General features: G+C 64.8%; 14 protein-coding genes. 8 read left to right on the top strand and 6 right to left on the bottom strand.

The features are described from left to right. Positions 1-160: 160 nt before the first annotated feature. The 3 genes from ACCQ03_RS18150 to ACCQ03_RS18160 form a co-directional block, all read right to left on the bottom strand. Positions 161-907: an SH3 domain-containing protein gene (locus ACCQ03_RS18150; protein ID WP_209227672.1), complete on the bottom strand. Its 747-nt coding sequence runs from the start codon at positions 905-907 to the stop codon at positions 161-163. 167 nt (positions 908-1,074) lie between these two features. After that, on the bottom strand, positions 1,075-3,105 hold the full coding sequence (locus tag ACCQ03_RS18155; protein ID WP_209227655.1) for a M3 family metallopeptidase: 2,031 nt from the start codon (positions 3,103-3,105) through the stop codon (positions 1,075-1,077). A 198-nt stretch (positions 3,106-3,303) separates the two neighbouring features. Beyond that, a complete protein-coding gene (locus ACCQ03_RS18160; RefSeq protein ID WP_057679254.1) occupies positions 3,304-4,407 on the bottom strand; it encodes a PLP-dependent cysteine synthase family protein in 1,104 nt (367 codons plus the stop codon). Between the two features lie 91 nt (positions 4,408-4,498). Here ACCQ03_RS18160 and ACCQ03_RS18165 point away from each other — a divergent pair, with 91 nt between their 5' ends. From ACCQ03_RS18165 to ACCQ03_RS18190, 6 genes are all read left to right on the top strand, one after another. Beyond that, on the top strand, positions 4,499-4,957 hold the full coding sequence (locus ACCQ03_RS18165) for a CopL family metal-binding regulatory protein (RefSeq protein ID WP_057679255.1): 459 nt from the start codon (positions 4,499-4,501) through the stop codon (positions 4,955-4,957). An 88-nt stretch (positions 4,958-5,045) separates the two neighbouring features. Further along, positions 5,046-6,851: a copper resistance system multicopper oxidase gene (locus ACCQ03_RS18170; RefSeq protein WP_209227654.1), complete on the top strand. Its 1,806-nt coding sequence runs from the start codon at positions 5,046-5,048 to the stop codon at positions 6,849-6,851. Beyond that, entirely contained in the window at positions 6,848-7,957 is a 1,110-nt protein-coding gene (locus ACCQ03_RS18175; protein WP_057679257.1) for a copper resistance protein B, read from the top strand. Before ACCQ03_RS18170 ends, ACCQ03_RS18175 begins: the two co-directional genes overlap by 4 nt. A gap of 163 nt (positions 7,958-8,120) precedes the next feature. Next, positions 8,121-8,645, top strand: coding sequence for a lactoylglutathione lyase (gene gloA / locus ACCQ03_RS18180; protein WP_057679258.1), 525 nt, complete (start codon positions 8,121-8,123; stop codon positions 8,643-8,645). Between the two features lie 345 nt (positions 8,646-8,990). Next, the gene (locus tag ACCQ03_RS18185) at positions 8,991-9,749 is read left to right on the top strand and encodes a hypothetical protein (protein ID WP_057679259.1); all 759 of its coding nucleotides are present in this window, start codon (positions 8,991-8,993) and stop codon (positions 9,747-9,749) included. Between the two features lie 106 nt (positions 9,750-9,855). After that, positions 9,856-11,721 carry an XVIPCD domain-containing protein gene (locus ACCQ03_RS18190; protein ID WP_150147736.1) on the top strand — a complete coding sequence of 622 codons (1,866 nt, stop codon included), beginning with the start codon at positions 9,856-9,858 and terminating at the stop codon, positions 11,719-11,721. A gap of 131 nt (positions 11,722-11,852) precedes the next feature. Here ACCQ03_RS18190 and ACCQ03_RS18195 read toward each other — a convergent pair whose 3' ends face one another. From ACCQ03_RS18195 to glmS, 3 genes are all read right to left on the bottom strand, one after another. Further along, complete coding sequence (locus ACCQ03_RS18195; protein WP_057679261.1) at positions 11,853-12,992, bottom strand: hypothetical protein; 1,140 nt, start codon at positions 12,990-12,992, stop codon at positions 11,853-11,855. A gap of 233 nt (positions 12,993-13,225) precedes the next feature. After that, positions 13,226-13,699, bottom strand: coding sequence for a hypothetical protein (locus ACCQ03_RS18200; RefSeq protein WP_005914723.1), 474 nt, complete (start codon positions 13,697-13,699; stop codon positions 13,226-13,228). Between the two features lie 350 nt (positions 13,700-14,049). Continuing rightward, positions 14,050-15,879 carry a glutamine--fructose-6-phosphate transaminase (isomerizing) gene (glmS, locus tag ACCQ03_RS18205; RefSeq protein ID WP_057679262.1) on the bottom strand — a complete coding sequence of 610 codons (1,830 nt, stop codon included), beginning with the start codon at positions 15,877-15,879 and terminating at the stop codon, positions 14,050-14,052. Positions 15,880-16,084: 205 nt separating this feature from the next. On the opposite strand from glmS, the gene ACCQ03_RS18210 reads away from it, so the two are divergent. Further along, positions 16,085-17,356 (top strand): efflux RND transporter periplasmic adaptor subunit, encoded by a 1,272-nt coding sequence (locus ACCQ03_RS18210; protein WP_057679263.1) that lies wholly within the window; start codon positions 16,085-16,087, stop codon positions 17,354-17,356. A gap of 48 nt (positions 17,357-17,404) precedes the next feature. Further along, positions 17,405-18,124 carry an ABC transporter ATP-binding protein gene (locus tag ACCQ03_RS18215; RefSeq protein ID WP_209227653.1) on the top strand — a complete coding sequence of 240 codons (720 nt, stop codon included), beginning with the start codon at positions 17,405-17,407 and terminating at the stop codon, positions 18,122-18,124. The last annotated feature ends 7 nt before the right edge of the window (positions 18,125-18,131 follow it).

The raw sequence follows: 18,131 nt of genomic DNA on the forward strand, positions 1-18,131 counted from the left end.
TCTCCTTGACGTGCCGACTCCCTGCGCAGCCGGCCGCTGCAGTGATCGCACTGCTGCGCTTGGAACTTGAGTCGGCCTGCCTCACTGCGCGGCGAACGCGGCGCCGCTATGCCACCGCAATCCGTCGATGCTGGCTGCACTACCACCGGGGAGCGGCCGGCTAGCGATCGTCACGGGCACGAGACTCTCGCTCCCGAATCGCGGCGTCGTACTCTCGCTGCGCGCCGGAGAGACAACTCGTAGCGCTACTGTCCTGGCTTTGTGCGCTATTGCACCTGCTCCGAACCGAGTCGTAGTAATCCCGTTTTGCACTGAGGACGCAATCCTGTACGGCATCGCCTTCGCCTCCTGCGCGTTTGCACCCGTTTATCCTATCGTCCCGCGTGTTGCGGTCCAGCCGACTCAGCTCGAAACTTGTTTTTTCGCGCCATTGCCGTTCGGTGCGTTCGTTCTCTGAACGTGTGTCGTCCTTCAGACGCTTAGCGATGGTGGGCTCGCCCACCGACGGACCATTACCAGGTGCCATCAGGTCCAGGCTCAGGGATTCGCCGGGCACATGCGCGCGCCAGAGCGCACGTTCGCTTTCGGCAGTCCATTCGCGGCCACGATAATGGGCGTCCCAGTACGCATCCAGGGCAAACGTGACCTTCGGGACCAGTGTCGTCACGCCGCCACGACCGGACGCGATTGCCTGTGCACGCATCCAGCCGCGTCCATCGGACCCGCGCACATCGCACCAACTGCCGTTCTCCAGGCAGCCATATACGGTGACCGGATTGCCGGCATGGGCTTCGCCCACCAGCCGGTATTCATCACCCGGCCCGGCACGCAGACGGGCAAGGCTGTTGACGTGACCGGCTTGCTGCGCCGCAAGCGGCGCGGCCACCACCATCAGCAACCACGCCACCTTCCATGCGAGAACTCGCCGCATTGCCTGCTCCTTCCGAGTGACGATCCAGTCGCGCGATCGCCTTCCTGCAACGCGCGCGCCGGATTCCTTGCTAAGGCAGCCCGGCTGAATGCATGCAAAAGCAGCGCGCGTTTCCATGCGGCTGCTGGCAGACAGACTGCGCCTTATCCGGCCATGCCGTTATGTCGCAGCAGCGCATCGATGGTCGGGGCGCGACCGCGAAAAGCGCGGAAGTTCTCCGCCGCCGGACGACTGCCGCCACGCGCAAGCACCTCGGCGCGGAAGCGTGCGCCGGTCTGCTCCAGTTGGTCGGGCGCTTCTTCGAATGCGGCGTAAGCATCGGCGCTGAGCACTTCGGCCCACTTGTAGCTGTAATAGCCGGCCGCATAGCCGCCGGCAAAAATATGGCTGAATTGATGCGGGAAGCGATTCCATGCCGGCGGCCGATTGACCGCCACTTCGTCGCGCACGCGCTCGATCAAGTGCAGCACGCTGTCCTGTGCCGGGTCGTAGGTGCTGTGCAGTTGCATGTCGAACAAGGCAAATTCCAGCTGACGCACGGTGAACATGCCGCTCTGGAAATTGCGCGCCGCCAGCAGGCGGTCGAACAGGTTACGCGGCAACGGTTCGCCGGTCTGCACGTGCGCGGTCATCGCCTGCACCCGCTCCCATTCCCATTCCCAGCAGAAGTTTTCCATGAACTGGCTGGGCAGCTCCACCGCGTCCCATTCCACGCCATTGATGCCGGCCACGCCCAGCTCGCCAATGCGCGTGAGCAACTGATGCAGGCCGTGGCCCATTTCATGGAACAGCGTGGTGACTTCGCCGTGGCGGAAGGTGGCCGGTGCATCGCCGCTGCCGCGGCCGAAGTTGCACACCAGATACACCAGCGGCGTCTGCACGCCGTTGGCGGTGTTGCGGCGATTGCGGCAATCGTCCATCCACGCGCCCCCGCGTTTGCCTTCGCGCGCGTACAAGTCCAGATAGAACTGGCCAACCAGGGCGCCTTGCGCATCTTCCAACCGGTAAAACCGCACATCCGGGTGCCACACCGGCGCGCTGTCGGGTTTGACGGTGAGCCCGTACAAGCGATGGATCACATCGAACAGGCCGGCCAGCACCTTCGGCTCGGTAAAATACTGCTTCACCTCCTGCTCGGAAAAGCTGTAACGCGCCTGCTTGAGTTTTTCCGAGGCATAGGCCAGATCCCAGGCCTGCAGTTCATACAGGCCCAACTCGTCGCGCGCAAAGGCTTCCAGTTCGGCGCGGTCGCGCTGTGCATGCGGCCTGGCACGCGCGGCCAGGTCGCGCAGGAAGCCCATCACCTCGTCGGGGCTCTGCGCCATCTTGGTGGCAACCGAATAGTCGGCGTAACTGGCAAAGCCGAGCAGCTGTGCCAACTCGGCGCGCAGGGCCAGGATGCGATCGATGTTGGCACTGTTGTCCAGCGCGGCATCGCCGAATTCGGACGCGCGCTCGGCATTGGCGCGATACAGCCGCGCGCGCAGGTCGCGGCTGTCGGCATCGCTCTGCACCGGCAGATAGCACGGCATCTGCAAGGTGAATTTCCAGCCCGATACGCCGTCCTTTTCGGCAGCCGCGCGCGCGGCGGCAATCACTTCGGCCGGCAGCCCCGACAGCTGGGTTTGGTCTTCGGTCACGTACGACCATGCATCGGTGGCGTCGAGCACGTTCTGCGAGAACTTGGCTGCCAACGCCGAGAGTTCTTCCTGGATCTGCGCGAACCGCGCCTTGGCGGCATCATCGAGTTCGGCGCCGCCCAAGCGGAAATCGCGTAGCGCATTTTCCAGCACCTTGCGACGCGCCTCATCGAAGTGTGCGGCTTCCGGCGATTGCGCCAGCGCCTTGTATTGCGCATACAGCGCCAGATTCTGCGCCAGCGCGCTGCCGAAGCGGCTCACCTTGGGCAGGTTGCTGTTGTAGGCCTCGCGCAGTTCGGGCGTGTTGACCACCGCCTGCAGATGCCCCACCTGCCCCCACGCACGCCATAGCCGCTCGGTGGCATCGTCCAGCGGGGTGACGAAGCTGTCCCAACGCACCGGGCTGACCTGCTCGGCTGCCTTCACCGCCGCCTCGGCCTCGGCGAGCAATTGGTCGATCGCCGGGCCCACGTGTTCGGGGCGGATCGCATCGAAGGACGGCAGTCCGGACAGATCGAGCAGCGGGTTGGTCATGGAGCGCTCCGGCAATGGACTGGATGAGTGGATTCAAAGATCGGCAAACGTGGCAGGCACACCGTGGCGCGCAACCGTCAGCAGGGTGAGCCCGCAACCGAGGCACGGTGCCCACCTGTACCTGCCGACTGCGGACACCGAACGCACCGGCGTGGCGGTGGGCGCAGCGCCTTGATGCCTACGTCGTGGATATGGCGATCATTCCAGCGCCGCACAAGGCAGGGCAGGCAGATCGCCGCCGTTCACGGCCAGCGCAATGGCGGCATCGCTGTCGCTGACATCGATCGCGCGCGCCTCGTACCAGGCCGGGTCGTAATAACTGTGCGCGTAGCGTTCGCCGGCATCGCACAGGATGGTGACGATGGAGCCCTGCCGGCCTTTGTCGCGCATGCGCCGGGCAGCCTGCAGCACGCCGACGAAGTTGGTGCCGGTGGAGCCGCCGACGCGGCGGCCCAGCGTGGCGCTGACGTGGCGCATCGCCGCCAGGCTCAGCGCATCGGGCACCTTGATCATCACATCCACGCAGCTGGCGATGAAGCTCGATTCCACCCGCGGGCGGCCGATGCCTTCGATGCGCGAGCCGCCGGTGATGGCCAGCTCCTTGGGGCATTGGCCGTCCACCGCGCGGCAATAGCCGTCGAAGAACACCGACACTTCCGGATCGGCGCACAGGATGCGGGTGGCATGGCGCCGATAGCGCACATAGCGGCCCAAGGTGGCGCTGGTACCGCCGGTGCCGGGGCTGCACACGATCCAGTCCGGGATCGGGTGCGGCTCCTCGGCCAGTTGCTTGAAGATCGATTCGGCGATGTTGTTGTTGGCGCGCCAGTCGGTGGCACGCTCGGCGTAGGTGAACTGGTCCATGAAGTGCCCGCCGGTCTCGCGTGCGAGCTGGTGCGAGGCGCTGTCCAGATCGCAGGCGCGCTCGACCAGGTGGCAGCGGCCGCCCTGGAATTCGATCGCGGCGATCTTCTCCGGCGAGGTCGAGGCCGGCATCACCGCGATGAAGGGCACGCCGAGCAAACGCGCGAAATACGCTTCGGAGATGGCCGTGGAGCCACTGGACGCCTCGATCACCGGGCGCCCGGCGCGCAGCCAGCCATTGGTCAGCGCGTACAGAAACAGCGAGCGCGCCAAGCGGTGCTTGAGGCTACCGGTCGGGTGGCTGGACTCGTCCTTGAAGTACAGGTCGATACCCGGATAGCCCGGCAGTTCCATCGGAATCAGGTGGGTGTCGGCCGAACGATTGAAATCGGCCTCGATCTTCTGGATGGCGGCGGCCACCCACTGGCGCTGCGACATGGCAGGACTTGGCTGCAAAAGTAGCCTTGATTCTACCGCCCTCGCCTGCCCGCCTACGCAGCCCGTGCATCCGGCGGACAGCCGGGGGCCGATGCTATGCTCGCTGCACCTGTCACTGCCTCGACTGTCCGTGCTGCATCGCCTGCTCCGCCTGCTGCTATGCCTGTGCCTGGTTGCCAATACGGCCACCGGCGCGTGGGCGTCGGTGGGCATGGCCATGCCGGCAATGACGACGGGCGCGATGCCTGCCGCGGCCATGGCAGCAGGCACCGCCGCAACCACGCACAGCGAGTCACCGGCAGCGCTGCCGTGCCATCAGGCCATGCATCCGCCCACTGCCATGCAGTTGCACGACAAGGCCACGCATGCGCACGCGCCCGACTGCTGCAAGCTGGGCAGCTGCGATTGCCTGCAGCACGCCAGCCTCGCCTTGTTGACCTTGCCTGGCGTCGCCGCGGGCCTGCCCGGCCACCCGGCGTTGCCGGACACCTTGACCGAGGGGCGCGGCAGCCCGCTGCCCGACCAACCGGTACGACCTCCCATCGCCTGAGCGCCGACGGCCCTGCCTTGGCTGTCCTCGGCCCTGCGCGTGCTTGCGCGGGATCTCTTACGTTGTGCGCTGCGCCCATCTCTTGCCGATGGAGCGCGCAGGAGATGTCATGTCTTTCGATTCCTCGTTTTCCGACGGCTCGACCGCCAGCGGCCTGAGCCGGCGCCGTTTCGTTCAGGGCCTGGCCCTGGGCGGCGTCGCTGCCGCCAGCGGCCTGTGGCGCAACGATGCGTGCGCCGCCGCCCAGGCCAACCCGCCTGTGCTGCGCGGAAGCAGCCAGTCGCTGCAGATCGGCCGCCTGCCGGTGAACTTCACCGGCCGCCCCCGCTCCGCAATCACGGTCAACCAGAGCCTGCCGGCGCCCACCCTGCGCTGGCGCGAGGGCGACACGGTAAGCGTGCGCGTGCGCAACGCGCTGACCGACCAACCCACGTCGGTGCATTGGCATGGCCTGTTGCTGCCGGCCAATATGGACGGTGTGCCGGGCATGAGTTTCGACGGAATCGCGCCGGGCCAGGAGTATCACTACCGCTTTGCGCTGCGCCAGTCCGGCACCTACTGGTACCACAGCCATTCGATGTTTCAGGAGCAGTCCGGGCTGTATGGCGCCATCGTCATCGACCCGCTGACGCCGCCGCCGTACCGGCACGATCGCGAACATGTGGTGCTGCTCTCGGACTGGACCGATCTGGACCCGGCCGCCCTGTTCCGCCGGCTCAAGCAGATGCCCAGCCACGACAACTACGCACAGCGCACCGTCGGCGATTTTCTACGCGATGCGCGAGAAGACGGCCTGCGTGCCACCCTGGCCGACCGCGGCATGTGGGGGCGCATGCGCATGACCCCGACCGATCTGTCCGACGTCAACGCCAACACCTATACCTACCTGCTCAACGGCGTCGCCCCGGCCGGCAACTGGACCGGGTTGTTCAAGCCAGGCGAAAAGGTGTTGCTGCGCTTCATCAACGGCGCGTCGATGACCTATTTCGACATCCGTATTCCTGGCCTGCGCATGACGGTGGTGGCCGCCGACGGGCAGTACGTGCATCCGGTCAGCGTGGACGAACTGCGCATCGCCGCGGCCGAGACCTTCGACGTGATTGTCGAACCGCTCGGCCAGGATGCGTTTACGTTGTTCGCGCAGGACATGGGCCGCACCGGCTTTGCCTGCGGTACGCTGGCAGTGCAACCCGGCTTGCAGGCGCCGATTCCCGCACTGGATCGGCGCGCCATCCTGACCATGCAGGACATGGGGCATGGCGAGGGGATGCACCACGCGCTGCCCGCAATGCACGGCGTGCCCGGGATGCTGGCGGCGCATGGGATGCACACCATGCACTCGCACGACGATGCCCAGGCGCCCGACAAGGCGCCGCATCATCCGGCCAGCGAAACCGGCAACCCGCTGATCGACATGCGCAGCAATGCCACTGCACCGCGCCTGGACGACCCCGGCGTGGGCCTGCGCGACAACGGCCGCCGCGTGCTGTGCTACGCCGATCTGCATAGCCTGTTCGAGGATCCGGATGGACGCGAACCCGGGCGCGACATCGAGTTGCATCTGACCGGGCACATGGAAAAATTCGCCTGGTCCTTCGATGGCATCGCGTTCGCTTCCGCGCAGCCCTTGCGGCTGCAATACGGCGAGCGGCTGCGCATCGTGCTGGTCAACGACACCATGATGCAGCACCCCATCCATTTGCATGGCATGTGGAGCGACCTGGAGGATGCGCGCGGCAACTTCCAGGTACGCAAGCACACCATCGACATGCCGCCGGGCACCCGCCGCACCTACCGCGTGCGTGCCGATGCGCTCGGCCGCTGGGCGTATCACTGCCATCTGCTGTACCACATGGAAGCGGGGATGATGCGCGAAGTGCGGGTGGAGGCATGAGCCGCTTTCGCACAACGGCCTGGTTGGCTGCTGCGTTCCTGGCGAGCGCATCTGCGGTTGCACAGGAGCATCAGCACGATGCGATGGAGGACGCATCGCGGGACATGCAGGACCAGGCGATGCAAATGACCGATGGCGCGCATACGAGCCCTGCGTCATCTCAGGCCGCCCACATGGACCACGCTCACATGTCGCACGCTGACATGGGCACTGGCGCCATGGACGATGAATCGATGAAGCATGGGTCCATGGGCGATGGATCGATGGGCGCTGCGGCCACGCACCACCAAGCGATGGATCACGCTTCGATGGATCACTCGAAGATGCACCACACGCAGTCCACACACCCTGCACAACCTCCTGCATCACCCACCGGGATACCCAATCACCCACTTCCACGCGACCCCATTCCCCCACCCACGGCGGACGACATCGCCGCTGCATTCGCACCATTGCACACGCATGCGATGCACTCGGCAGGGATCAACCACTATGTCCTGCTCGATCGGCTGGAGGCTTCCAACACCGATCGCGGTAGCGGCCAGGCCTGGGAGTCACGTGCATGGATCGGCGGCGACATCGACCGGCTCTGGCTGCACAGCGAGGGCGAACGACACGACGGACGCACCGAATCCGGCTCGCTGGAAGCGTTCTATGGCCATGCCATGTCACCATGGTGGGATCTGCTTGTGGGCGCGCGCCAGGACATCGGCGCAGGCGCACATCGCAGCTGGGCGGCTTTCGGCGTGCAAGGCCTGGCGCCCTACAAGTTCGAAACCGAAGCAACGCTGTATGTAGGCACTGGCAGCCGCGCGGCGTTGCGGCTGGAAGGCGAATACGAGGTCCTGCTGACCAACCGCCTGATCCTGCAGCCGCGTGCGGAAGCCGACATCGCGCTCACCGACGACAACCGCCGCGGCATTGGCAGCGGCCTGGAAGAGGTGGAACTTGGCTTGCGCCTGCGCTACGAGATCACCCGCCGCTTCGCGCCGTACATCGGCTGGGTGCACAGCCGCAGCTTTGGCGATAGCGCACAGCGCGCCGCGATGGACGCTGCCCCCGCACGCGACAGCCGCTTCGTTGCCGGTGTGCGCGTGTGGTTTTGAGACAGTGGCATCGTGCACGGGCAGCTGCAGGTGGCGCCCTCCTTCAACGCCGGCGCATTCAAACCGCTGCCATTGGCCCATGACACGCCGACAACCCTGCCCTGGCTAACATCGCCCATTCGCGCAACACGCCGCATCCGCAATTCACACTCAGGAGACCGCCATGCCTTTGAACGATCTGCAACACGTACCAGGCGCCAATGCCGCGCCCGCCGACACGCACGGCTTCGTGTTCAACCACACCATGTTGCGCGTCAAGGACGCAGCACGGTCGCTGGATTTCTATACGCGCGTCCTGGGCTTCCGCCTGCTCGACGCACGCGATTTTGCCGACGCAAAATTCAGCCTGTATTTTCTCGCGCTGCTGCCCGAAGGCACGGCCATTCCCGATGACGACGCACAGCGTCGCCTGTGGATGGCCGGCATCCCCGGCGTGCTCGAACTCACCCACAACCACGGCACCGAAACCCAGGACGGCCCGGTCTACCACGACGGCAACAGCGACCCGCGCGGCTTCGGCCATATCTGTATTTCGGTGCCGGATATCCATGCTGCCTGTGCACGCTTCGACAGCCTCGACGTGCCATACCAAAAACGCCTGGAAGACGGCCGCATGAAGCACCTGGCCTTCATCAAGGACCCGGACGGTTACTGGGTGGAGATCATTTCCAACACGCCGTTGGCGTAAGTCCGCCGCCCAGCGGCAAGCTGGGCGTCGACGGGCACGGCAATGGCAACCGGCGGATGCGCAGGCCGAACGCAACGCATCCGCGACGTCAAAGCCCCGCGCCACGACGGCGTACGGGGAACCGCCGGTCCCGGTGCGACGACTGGACACAACGGCGGGCTGGAGTAGACTTTCGCCGCCCTCCGCAATGGATGCACCCCAATGCTCGTCAGGAAGATTTCACTGGTCCTTGCGCTAGCAACGATCGCCGCCTGCACGCAGGCGCCACCGGACGCCACCGCTCCGAAGACCGCCGCGGCCGCGGCCGGCACTCCCCAAAAACCGTCACAAAAGGATGCATCTCCCATGCAGGACGCAACCCAGGGATCGACCCAGCAATTGCAACCGCCGCGGACCGACAGCGTGTTGTATTTCATCAGCAACGTGGACGGCGATGGCGCAACCTCCTACGAGGTCGCCAACGGCAGCTGGATCCATTATTGGTACGGCTTTCAGTTCGAACTCGGCGGTACGCGGTATTACACCGGCTTCGCCTGGGAAACGCCCGAGCGCTTCGGCACAGAAAGCGAGGACCACTCTCCCGCGCCCGGCACCAAGGTGACGTTGGCCCATGCCACTTTCGTGACCAGCGAACCGGGGAGCAAGACGCCATGGAAGCTGCTCGGCGCAGAGCCCTACATCGGCGAATTCGGTGGCATGGAACAGGGCAACACGGTCGACACGACGCGTCAACCGCAGACCTTTGTCACCGACGACAGCAGGCTGGTGCTGGCCGTGCCGACCTGGAGCCTGCAGTCGGGCGTACGCATCCTTTCCTACGACGCACTCGTGTTCAACCCCAAGGAAACCGAGAACGTCAACGACAAGCATTGGACCTATATCGGCAACATTCCCGCGGGTGAGGACAACAGCGCCAACTGTGGCGAAGATGCACCCGGGAAGATTGCCTGCGTCAAGAACAGCAGCACGCTTGCGTTCGTCAAGCAGCCGGGCCTGCCCGCGCTGCGGGTCACCGTCTCTGCCAATCCGCCGACCAGCGGGGGTGACGCGACGGTCGAATATCGCTACGATGCGGCCAGCAAATCGTATTTGCCGACCCCTTAATACAGGACCAAAGGAATTGGTTCGGGCGGCGTACCGCTGCAGCCGCGTGGCTGCAGCACTCAATCAAGGACCTTGAGCGATGCCGACGAACTACTCACGAGCCCAAGTGCTCGACATCATCGAACGCGAAGCGGCCGAGCGGAATATTCCGCGTGACGACTTCCTGCGTTTTGCCCACGTAGAGACTGGCGGCGCCTTCGACGAGTTGGCCAACCGCGGCCCCGGTGGTGCGAAAGGACTGTTCCAGTTCACGCCGCCAACCGCCCAGCAGTACGGTATTGCCGGACGCGAGCTGGACGCAGTGGTCAACACCGATGCAGCAGCGCGGCTGTATCTGGATAACCGGACGAGCCTGGTCAATCGACACGAACGCGATGGGCGGCCGTATCTTTCGGGCAAGCCGGAACCCGATGGCCTGGATATGTACCTGGCCCATCAGCAGGGCGCCGGTGGCTACCGCTCTCTGCAGACCGCGATCGCCACGGGATCTTTTGGCCTGGACAGCACGCGCGCCAACATTCTCAACAATGTCGGCGAGAAAGAGCTGAAGTCCTTGACCGGCGTCGATGCGGCGACGTTCCGGCGCATGTCCGACAAGGACATGGCACAGACCTTCGTGCAGTACTGGGATACGAAGATGGACCGTATCCGTATTCCTGAAAAAGGCATCGAGCCGATTTCGGCCGCGCAGCAGGCCCCCTCGCACGCTGCTCCGGCGCATTCCGCACCTGCCCAGCCGGAAAAACCTGCGGCGCAAGGCATCGCGCTCCACGCGGCGTATGACCTCACCAATAAATACGACCACGTCAAATACGGCCTGGGCGCGAAAGATCCGGATAAAGGCAGGGTCGATTGTTCTGGTTGGGTGGTCGAGATGCAGAACGCGACCATGGACGAGATCAACAAGGGCGCCGGCAAGGCCATCTTCACCAAGGACGAAAAGTTCAGCCCCGGTTTCGACAGTGCATCCGAACTGCTGCGCAAGGCGGAGCTGCGCTCCGGCGTGCTGATCCAGGGCAAGGACGTCACTGCCCAGAGCCTCAAAGAAGGCATGATCATCGGCGAGGACAATGGCCCGCAGAGTTGGGACAAGGGGCGCTACAAGGGCATCGACCACATCACGATGGTGGTGCGCGACCCCAAGGATGGTCAGCTCAAAATCAGCCAATCTCGTGGCGGCGAGGGTGTTGAGCTCAGTTCGCTGGATTCCTACCTCGAGCGCAAGCACGCCAAGGGCGTCAAGCTGTATGCGAGCGACCCGCTGTCCGAGGCGCGCGACCTGCTGCAGGAGCGCAGCCAGGACAAGCAGCAATCTCATGCAGCGACCGAGCACAAACCCAGCCAGGCACACGCCGCCGCGGAAGCGCCAGGTGTCCTGCGCGAAAATGCGCGTGGCGCAGAAGTGCGCACGTTGCAGCAGACGCTGCAGCAGCTGGGGTACAAGGACGCAGGCGGTCACGAACTCAAGGCTGACGGTGCCTATGGCCAACGGACCAGCGACGCGGTCAAGGCATTCCAACGAGCGCATGGCTTGCAGGACGATGGCGTGGTGGGCCGCGATACGCAGGCTGCGTTGAAGCAGGCGGAAAAGACGCCACTGCTGTCGGAGAAAACCAACCCCGACCACCCGCTGTTCAATCAGACCGTCAACAAGCTGGAACAGCTCGGTCCGAATGCCTTCGCCAATCGGCAGCAGTTGGTAAATGCGGCCGGCCACATGACCTTCGAAGCCAAGGTCAGCGGCATGCAACGCATCGACATGGTGGCGCAGAGCAAGGATGGCAACGGATTGTTCGCCGTGCAGGGTCAGCCAACCGACCCGGCGCATCAGCGGATCTATACCGAAAAGGCAACCGCTGCGGAACGGCCGCTGGAGCAGAGCAGCAATGCGGTGCGCCAGGAAGCGCAAACGCAAACCCAGGTTCAAGATCAGCACGAGCAGCAACGCAGCCAGGCACGCAGCGTCGGTTGATCTTGGTGCAATAGAAACCCAGAAGGGGCACCGATCGATGGATCGGTGCCCCTTCTGGTTTACGCCTGCATGACTGGATTTTCTCGGATCACCTCAGGCGACGGATATCCGGCACTTACAGGGCTGATCCGTCAGTTGGACGTCGCAACAGCTTCTCTGTCAGGGAACCACTGCGGCAATTGCTCGGCGAATTTCGCTGCGCATTCGTCGCTGTAGGCTTGCGCGGCTTGCTTGACCAGTGCGTAGTCGTTGGCCTCCCATTCTTCCAGCGAGGCGGTGCGCGGTGTCGGCGCACAGTCCATGCTGACCGGGCTCGCCTTGCGCTTCAAAAAGCCGCTGCGCTCCCCACCGATGGTCACCGCGTAGCGCAGTTCGTAAGGCGACTTGGTATCGGCCAGGCTCTGATATACCAGCAGCCAGTCCGACATCAGCACCTGCAAGGGGAACGGTTCTGCCGGTACGGCCCGCGGATGCCCGGTGAAGTAGGTCTTCAAATGCGCGTTGACCGCATCGCGCTGCAATTGATAGCCAGGATTTCCCAAGGCCTGCATTTTTTCGCCTTTTAGCTGATCTTTTCCGAAGGCAGAGACCGCAACACCGCGCGCGAACAGGCTGGTGGCGATCTGCAAGCCGACGACCATCCCGGTATGTCCGCGGCGCACCACACGCAGCATCTCATCACCGTTGGGCAGGCCGTTCGAGCCCACGCGCATGCTGGAATGCAATGGGAGCTGCAGGGCCCAATCTGCCGAGGGCGCCACGACAACGCCTGCATCGGACTGCGTGCTCGGTTGCGCATCTGTTGCGGCGACCGCCACAGTACCTGCAACTGCAGCAGCCGCATACGCAGTTGCAGTGGAGAAATCCCCGCCTGCAAACGCAGGCACCACCGCAGTGGCTTCGCTCACGCGCGCAGCGGTACAGAACGTACCAGCAGCCCGCATCTGCGCTTCATGGAAGCCAATGCCGTTGATCTGGTGCACTACGGCATCCTTGCCGTACTGCTCGACCAGCTTGCCGATCAATGCATCGGACGGCGATTGCTGTGCGCAGACCTTGGCGGCGGCGATGCGCGACCAGGCGAATTGCAGCGCAGGATCCCAGCCCAGCGCATCTTCGCCCACGAATCCGTGGTCGTAGTGATACGCATAAATGGCAGGGTCGATCTCCTGCAGCGTCATTCCGCCCTGGCCGGCATAGCCCAGCGGCACGTCTTGCGCAACAGCAAGCCCCGGCAGTGCCAATAGCACCGCCGCGATACACGTCTTCATGAATCCCTGTCCCTATGGATAAGTACGACGCGCTGCATGTCCCCCATGCAGCGCGACCGATGCGCCACCGCTCGCACACGACGGCTTCCAACATGCAGGGCGCTGATCGACGGGTAATGGCACAACACACCCGGCCGATCGTCCTGCAGGGATAGTGTGCCCGCACACGGCAGCCATCGCAGTCGGGGCGGTCCCCACGCATGTGTGGGGACCGCCCCTCAGATGCTCACTGCTTAGGCATGCAGGATTCCGCCTGGGCCTGGTTGCCAGTCGCGTGGCGTGCGCAAAGCGGCCAATATCCGCACCAGCTCGCGATAGCTCTGGGCCAGTTGCGCGAACAGGCCTGCATCGCTGCAGCGGGTGTCGGCCACTTCGGAATACGCGCCCCTGCCCAGGTCGATGAAGTAATCCACACTCAGGCGCCGGCGTTGCGCCACGCCGGGAAACAGGCCTGCAATCAGCAGGCAGCCGTCGCCCACGTCACGCAATGCGTCGGCCCGCACGCTACCGATCTGGTCCTGCGCATGCAGCCATGCCAGCGCCTGCGTGCGCGAAAGCAGATGCGCATCGCGCTGGAAGCGCAGCAACACGAACACCAGATAGTGCTCGCGCGATTCGTCCAGCGGACGCGCGATCCGCTGCCCCGCCTCGCGCACCAACGCCTGCCACAACTCGGCCGGCGCCCCCTGTTTGAAAGACTCGTGCATACGTCCTCCTGCGTGGTGTGGACCCTCACCAGGAGCTTATGCATAACTTGGGCCACTGCGGCGGCAGAGGCTGTGGTGGAGCGCCAAGGAGCGGCCGCTGGCAGTGCTGTTAACCTTTGCCGGAGGGATACGGCCATTTCGTGGAAGCGGCATCGCTACGTGCAAAGGCACGATGCCGGCAACCGCTTGGCGAGGGACTGAACCTCGCGCATTGCGCACCAGCGCGGCCAGCACGAGGGTGCCAGCAATCGCCATCCTGGAACATGACAGCGACAGAGTGGAATTTGCACTGCGTGCGTGCACCGACTGCACGTAGCTGGCGATGCGTGCAGCTGGCAGTGCGGCTGCGCTTATTCCACCGTCACCGACTTGGCCAGATTGCGCGGCTTGTCCACATCGGTGCCCCGGGCCAGGGCGGTGTGGTAGGCCAGCAACTGCACCGGGATGGTGTGGATCACCGGCGACAGCACGCCGGCATGGCGTGGGGTGCGAATGACATGCACGCCTTCGGAGTCGCTGAAGTGGCTGTCCTGGTCGGCGAACACGAACAACTCCCCGCCACGTGCGCGCACTTCCTGCATGTTGGATTTGACCTTCTCCAGCAGGCGGTCATTCGGTGCGATCACCACCACTGGCATCGCCGCGTCCACCAATGCCAACGGCCCATGCTTCAACTCGCCGGCCGGATACGCTTCGGCGTGGATATAGGAGATTTCCTTGAGCTTGAGCGCGCCTTCCAATGCAATCGGATAATGCAGGCCGCGACCGAGGAACAGCGCATTCTGCTTGGGCGAGAATCGTTCGGCCCAGGCCATGATCTGCGGTTCAAGATTCAACGCATGCTGCACGCTGCCGGGCAAGAAGCGCAGCTGCTCCAGGTACTGCGCTTCTTCGGCGTCACTGATGCGGCCCTGCAATCTGCCCAGCACCATGGTGAGCTGGAACAACACCGCCAGCTGGGTGGTGAAGGCCTTGGTCGAGGCCACGCCGATCTCGGCACCGGCACGTGTGTAGCAGACCAGCTCGCTGGCGCGCGGGATCGCACTTTCCGGCACATTGCAGATCGACAGCGTGTGCAAATGCCCCAGCGATTTGGCGTATTTCAGCGCTTCCATCGTGTCCAGCGTTTCGCCCGACTGAGAGATGGTCACGATCAGATGCTTCGGGTTGGCATACGCGGCGCGGTAGCGGTATTCGCTGGCGATCTCCACGCTGCACGGCAGCCCGGCAATGGCTTCGATCCAGTAACGTGCGGTCATGCCGGCGTAGTAGCTGGTACCGCAGGCCAGGATCTGCACGCCTTCGATGTCGCGCAGCACCGCTTCTGCGTTGTCGCCGAACAGCGATGCCGGGAACCCCTTGGCATCGATCGCCGCCTCGATGGTGTCGGCCAAGGCGCGCGGCTGCTCGTGGATTTCCTTCTGCATGAAATGCCGGAACGGGCCCAGTTCCAGCGAGGCCAGCGACACGTCCGACAGGTGCAACGGGCGCTCCACCGGCGCATCGTTGCCATCGAAGATGCGCACGCCATCGCGGTGCAATTCGGCGGTGTCGCCTTCTTCGAGAAAGATCACCTGGCGCGTGGCCTGCACGATCGCCGACACGTCGGAGGCGACGAAGTTCTCGCCCTCGCCTACCCCGATCAGCAACGGGCAGCCCATCCGCGCGCAAACGAAGCGTTGCGGCTCGGCCTGGCTCATCACCGCCAGCGCGTAGGCACCGGTGAGTTCCTTGACGGTGCGCTGCAACGCGGTGAGCAGGTCGCCGGCGCTGCCCAGATGATGATGGATCAGATGCGCGATGACTTCGGTGTCGGTCTGCGACTCGAAGGTGTAGCCCAGCGCGCGCAATTTTTCGCGCTGCTCCTCGTGGTTTTCGATGATGCCGTTATGCACCAGCGCCACGCCGGCGCTGATGTGCGGGTGCGCGTTGGCTTCGGTGACGCCGCCATGGGTGGCCCAGCGGGTGTGGCCGATGCCCAGCGTGGCGCCCAGCTGTTCGGCCTGCGCGGCCTGTTCCATCTCGGCCACCCGCCCGGTGCGACGCACCCGGCGCACCTGCGCGCCGTCGAGCACTGCAATGCCGGAAGAGTCATAGCCGCGATATTCCAGCCGCTTGAGTCCTTCGATCAGGACCGGGACCACGTCGCGCCCGGCGATCGCTCCGACAATGCCGCACATAAGACAGCTCTCGCAAAAGAAGTCGGACATTTTAGCGTGTCCGCTCTTGTCCGCTGCATGACCATGCCCGGACAGCGTGTCCGCCCGCAGTGTCCGCGGACACTGCGGACACTGGCGATCACGCCGTAAAAACCATATCCATCAATGACTTGAACGTTGGCACGGGTCCTGCTTTATCGCAGTGACGCCACCGAGCCAGCCGACCATGATTCGCGATACCTCTGCCCAGGACCAGGTTCTCCGTACACCCGCCCAGCGCGCGCCGTGGCGCCGCTGGCTGTGGCCTGGCACCGCTGCGGTGGCGGTACTGGCCGGCATCGGCTGGGCCGTGACTGCATGGAGCGCCGGCAGCCGCTCGTTCGACGCCGGCCGCGTGCGCATTGCCACGGTCACCCAGGGCGACCTGGTCCGCGACATCGCCGCCGACGGCCGCGTGATCGCCGCCAACAGCCCGGTGCTGTACGCCATCTCGGCCGGCACGGTGACGCTGAGCGTGGTGGCCGGCGACGTGGTCAAGCAGGGCCAGGAGCTGGCGCGCATCGACAGCCCCGAGCTGCGCAGCAAGCTGGCGCAGGAGCAGGCCACCCTGGCCGGCCTGGAGGCCGAATCCAGCCGCGCCGCCCTGGATGCCACCCTGGCGCGTGCCAACGCCAGCAAACTCACCGACCAGGCCCGGATCGACAAGCAGGCCGCCGCGCGCGACCTGGAGCGCTACCAGCGCGGCTTCGATGGTGGCGCGGTGCCGCAGGTGGAGCTGGCCAAGGCGCAGGACACCTTGAAGAAGACCGACATCGACCTGCAGCACGCCCAGCGCGATGCCGCGTTGAAGAGCCAGGGCGCGGACCTGGATTCGCGCAACAAGCGCCTGCTGGCAGACCGCCAACGCGCCGTGGTGGCCGAGGTGCAGCGCCAGGTGGACGCGCTCACGCTGCGCTCGCCCTTCGATGGCCAGGTTGGCCAGGTGCAGGCGGTGCAGCACACCCAGGTGGCTGCGAACGCGCCGATTCTGGGCGTGGTGGATCTGTCCAAGTTCGAAGTGGAGATCAAGGTGCCGGAAAGTTTCGCCCGCGATCTGGCGATCGGCATGCCGGCCCAGCTCACCAGCGGCAGCGGCGAGCCGTTCGCCGGCGCCATCTCGGCGGTGTCGCCGGAAGTGGTCAACGGCGAAGTCACCGCGCGCATCCGCTTTACCGACAAGCAGCCGCCGGGCCTGCGCCAGAGCCAGCGCATGAGCGCACGCGTGCTGATGGACACGCGCCGCAACGTGCTCAAGGTCGAACGCGGCCCCTTCGTCGAACAATCCGGCGGCAGCTATGCCTACGTAATGGATGGCAACACCGCCGCGCGGCGCCCGGTCACGCTCGGTGTCAGCAGCCTGGGCGAAGTGCAGGTGCTGTCCGGGCTGCAGGTCGGCGACCGCGTGGTGGTCTCCGGCGCAGACAACTTTGGCGACGCGCCGCGCGTCACCGTGCACTGATTCACTCATTCCCACCCGTCGCACACTCTCTTCGCAAAGGAATCGGCAATGCTCAAGATGCAAGCGGTCTCCAAGGTCTTCCGCACCGAACAGGTGGAAACGCATGCGCTGCGGTCGCTGGACCTGCATGTGCGCGAAGGCGAGTTCGTCGCGGTCACCGGCCCCTCCGGTTCGGGCAAGACCACCTTCCTCAACCTGGCCGGGCTACTGGAAACCTTCACCAGCGGGCAGTATTTGCTCGATGGCGAAGACGTCAGCCATCTCTCCGACGACGCGCGTTCGCGTCTGCGCAACCGGAAGATCGGCTTCATCTTCCAGGGCTTCAATCTGATTCCCGACCTCAACCTGTTCGACAACGTCGATGTTCCGCTGCGTTATCGCGGCATGGCGGCAGCCGAGCGCACGCAGCGTATCGAAGAGGCACTGACCAAGGTCGACCTGGGCTCGCGCCTGCGTCACTACCCCACCGAACTCTCCGGTGGGCAACAGCAGCGTGCTGCGATTGCGCGCGCGCTGGCAGGCAGTCCACGCCTGCTGCTGGCCGACGAACCCACCGGCAACCTCGATTCGCAAATGGCGCGCGGGGTGATGGAACTGCTGGAAGAGATCAACAGCCAGGGCACCACCATCGTCATGGTCACCCACGACCCGGAACTGGCCGCACGCGCGCAGCGCAACGTGCATATCGTCGACGGCCAAGCCACCGACCTGGAACGCAATCCCAGCCTGCTGCGCGCTCCTGCCGCCATTGCAACCCTGGCCGACTGAGGAGCTC

This window comes from Xanthomonas sp. NCPPB 3569, assembly GCF_041475645.2.
Lineage (GTDB): Bacteria > Pseudomonadota > Gammaproteobacteria > Xanthomonadales > Xanthomonadaceae > Xanthomonas > Xanthomonas phaseoli.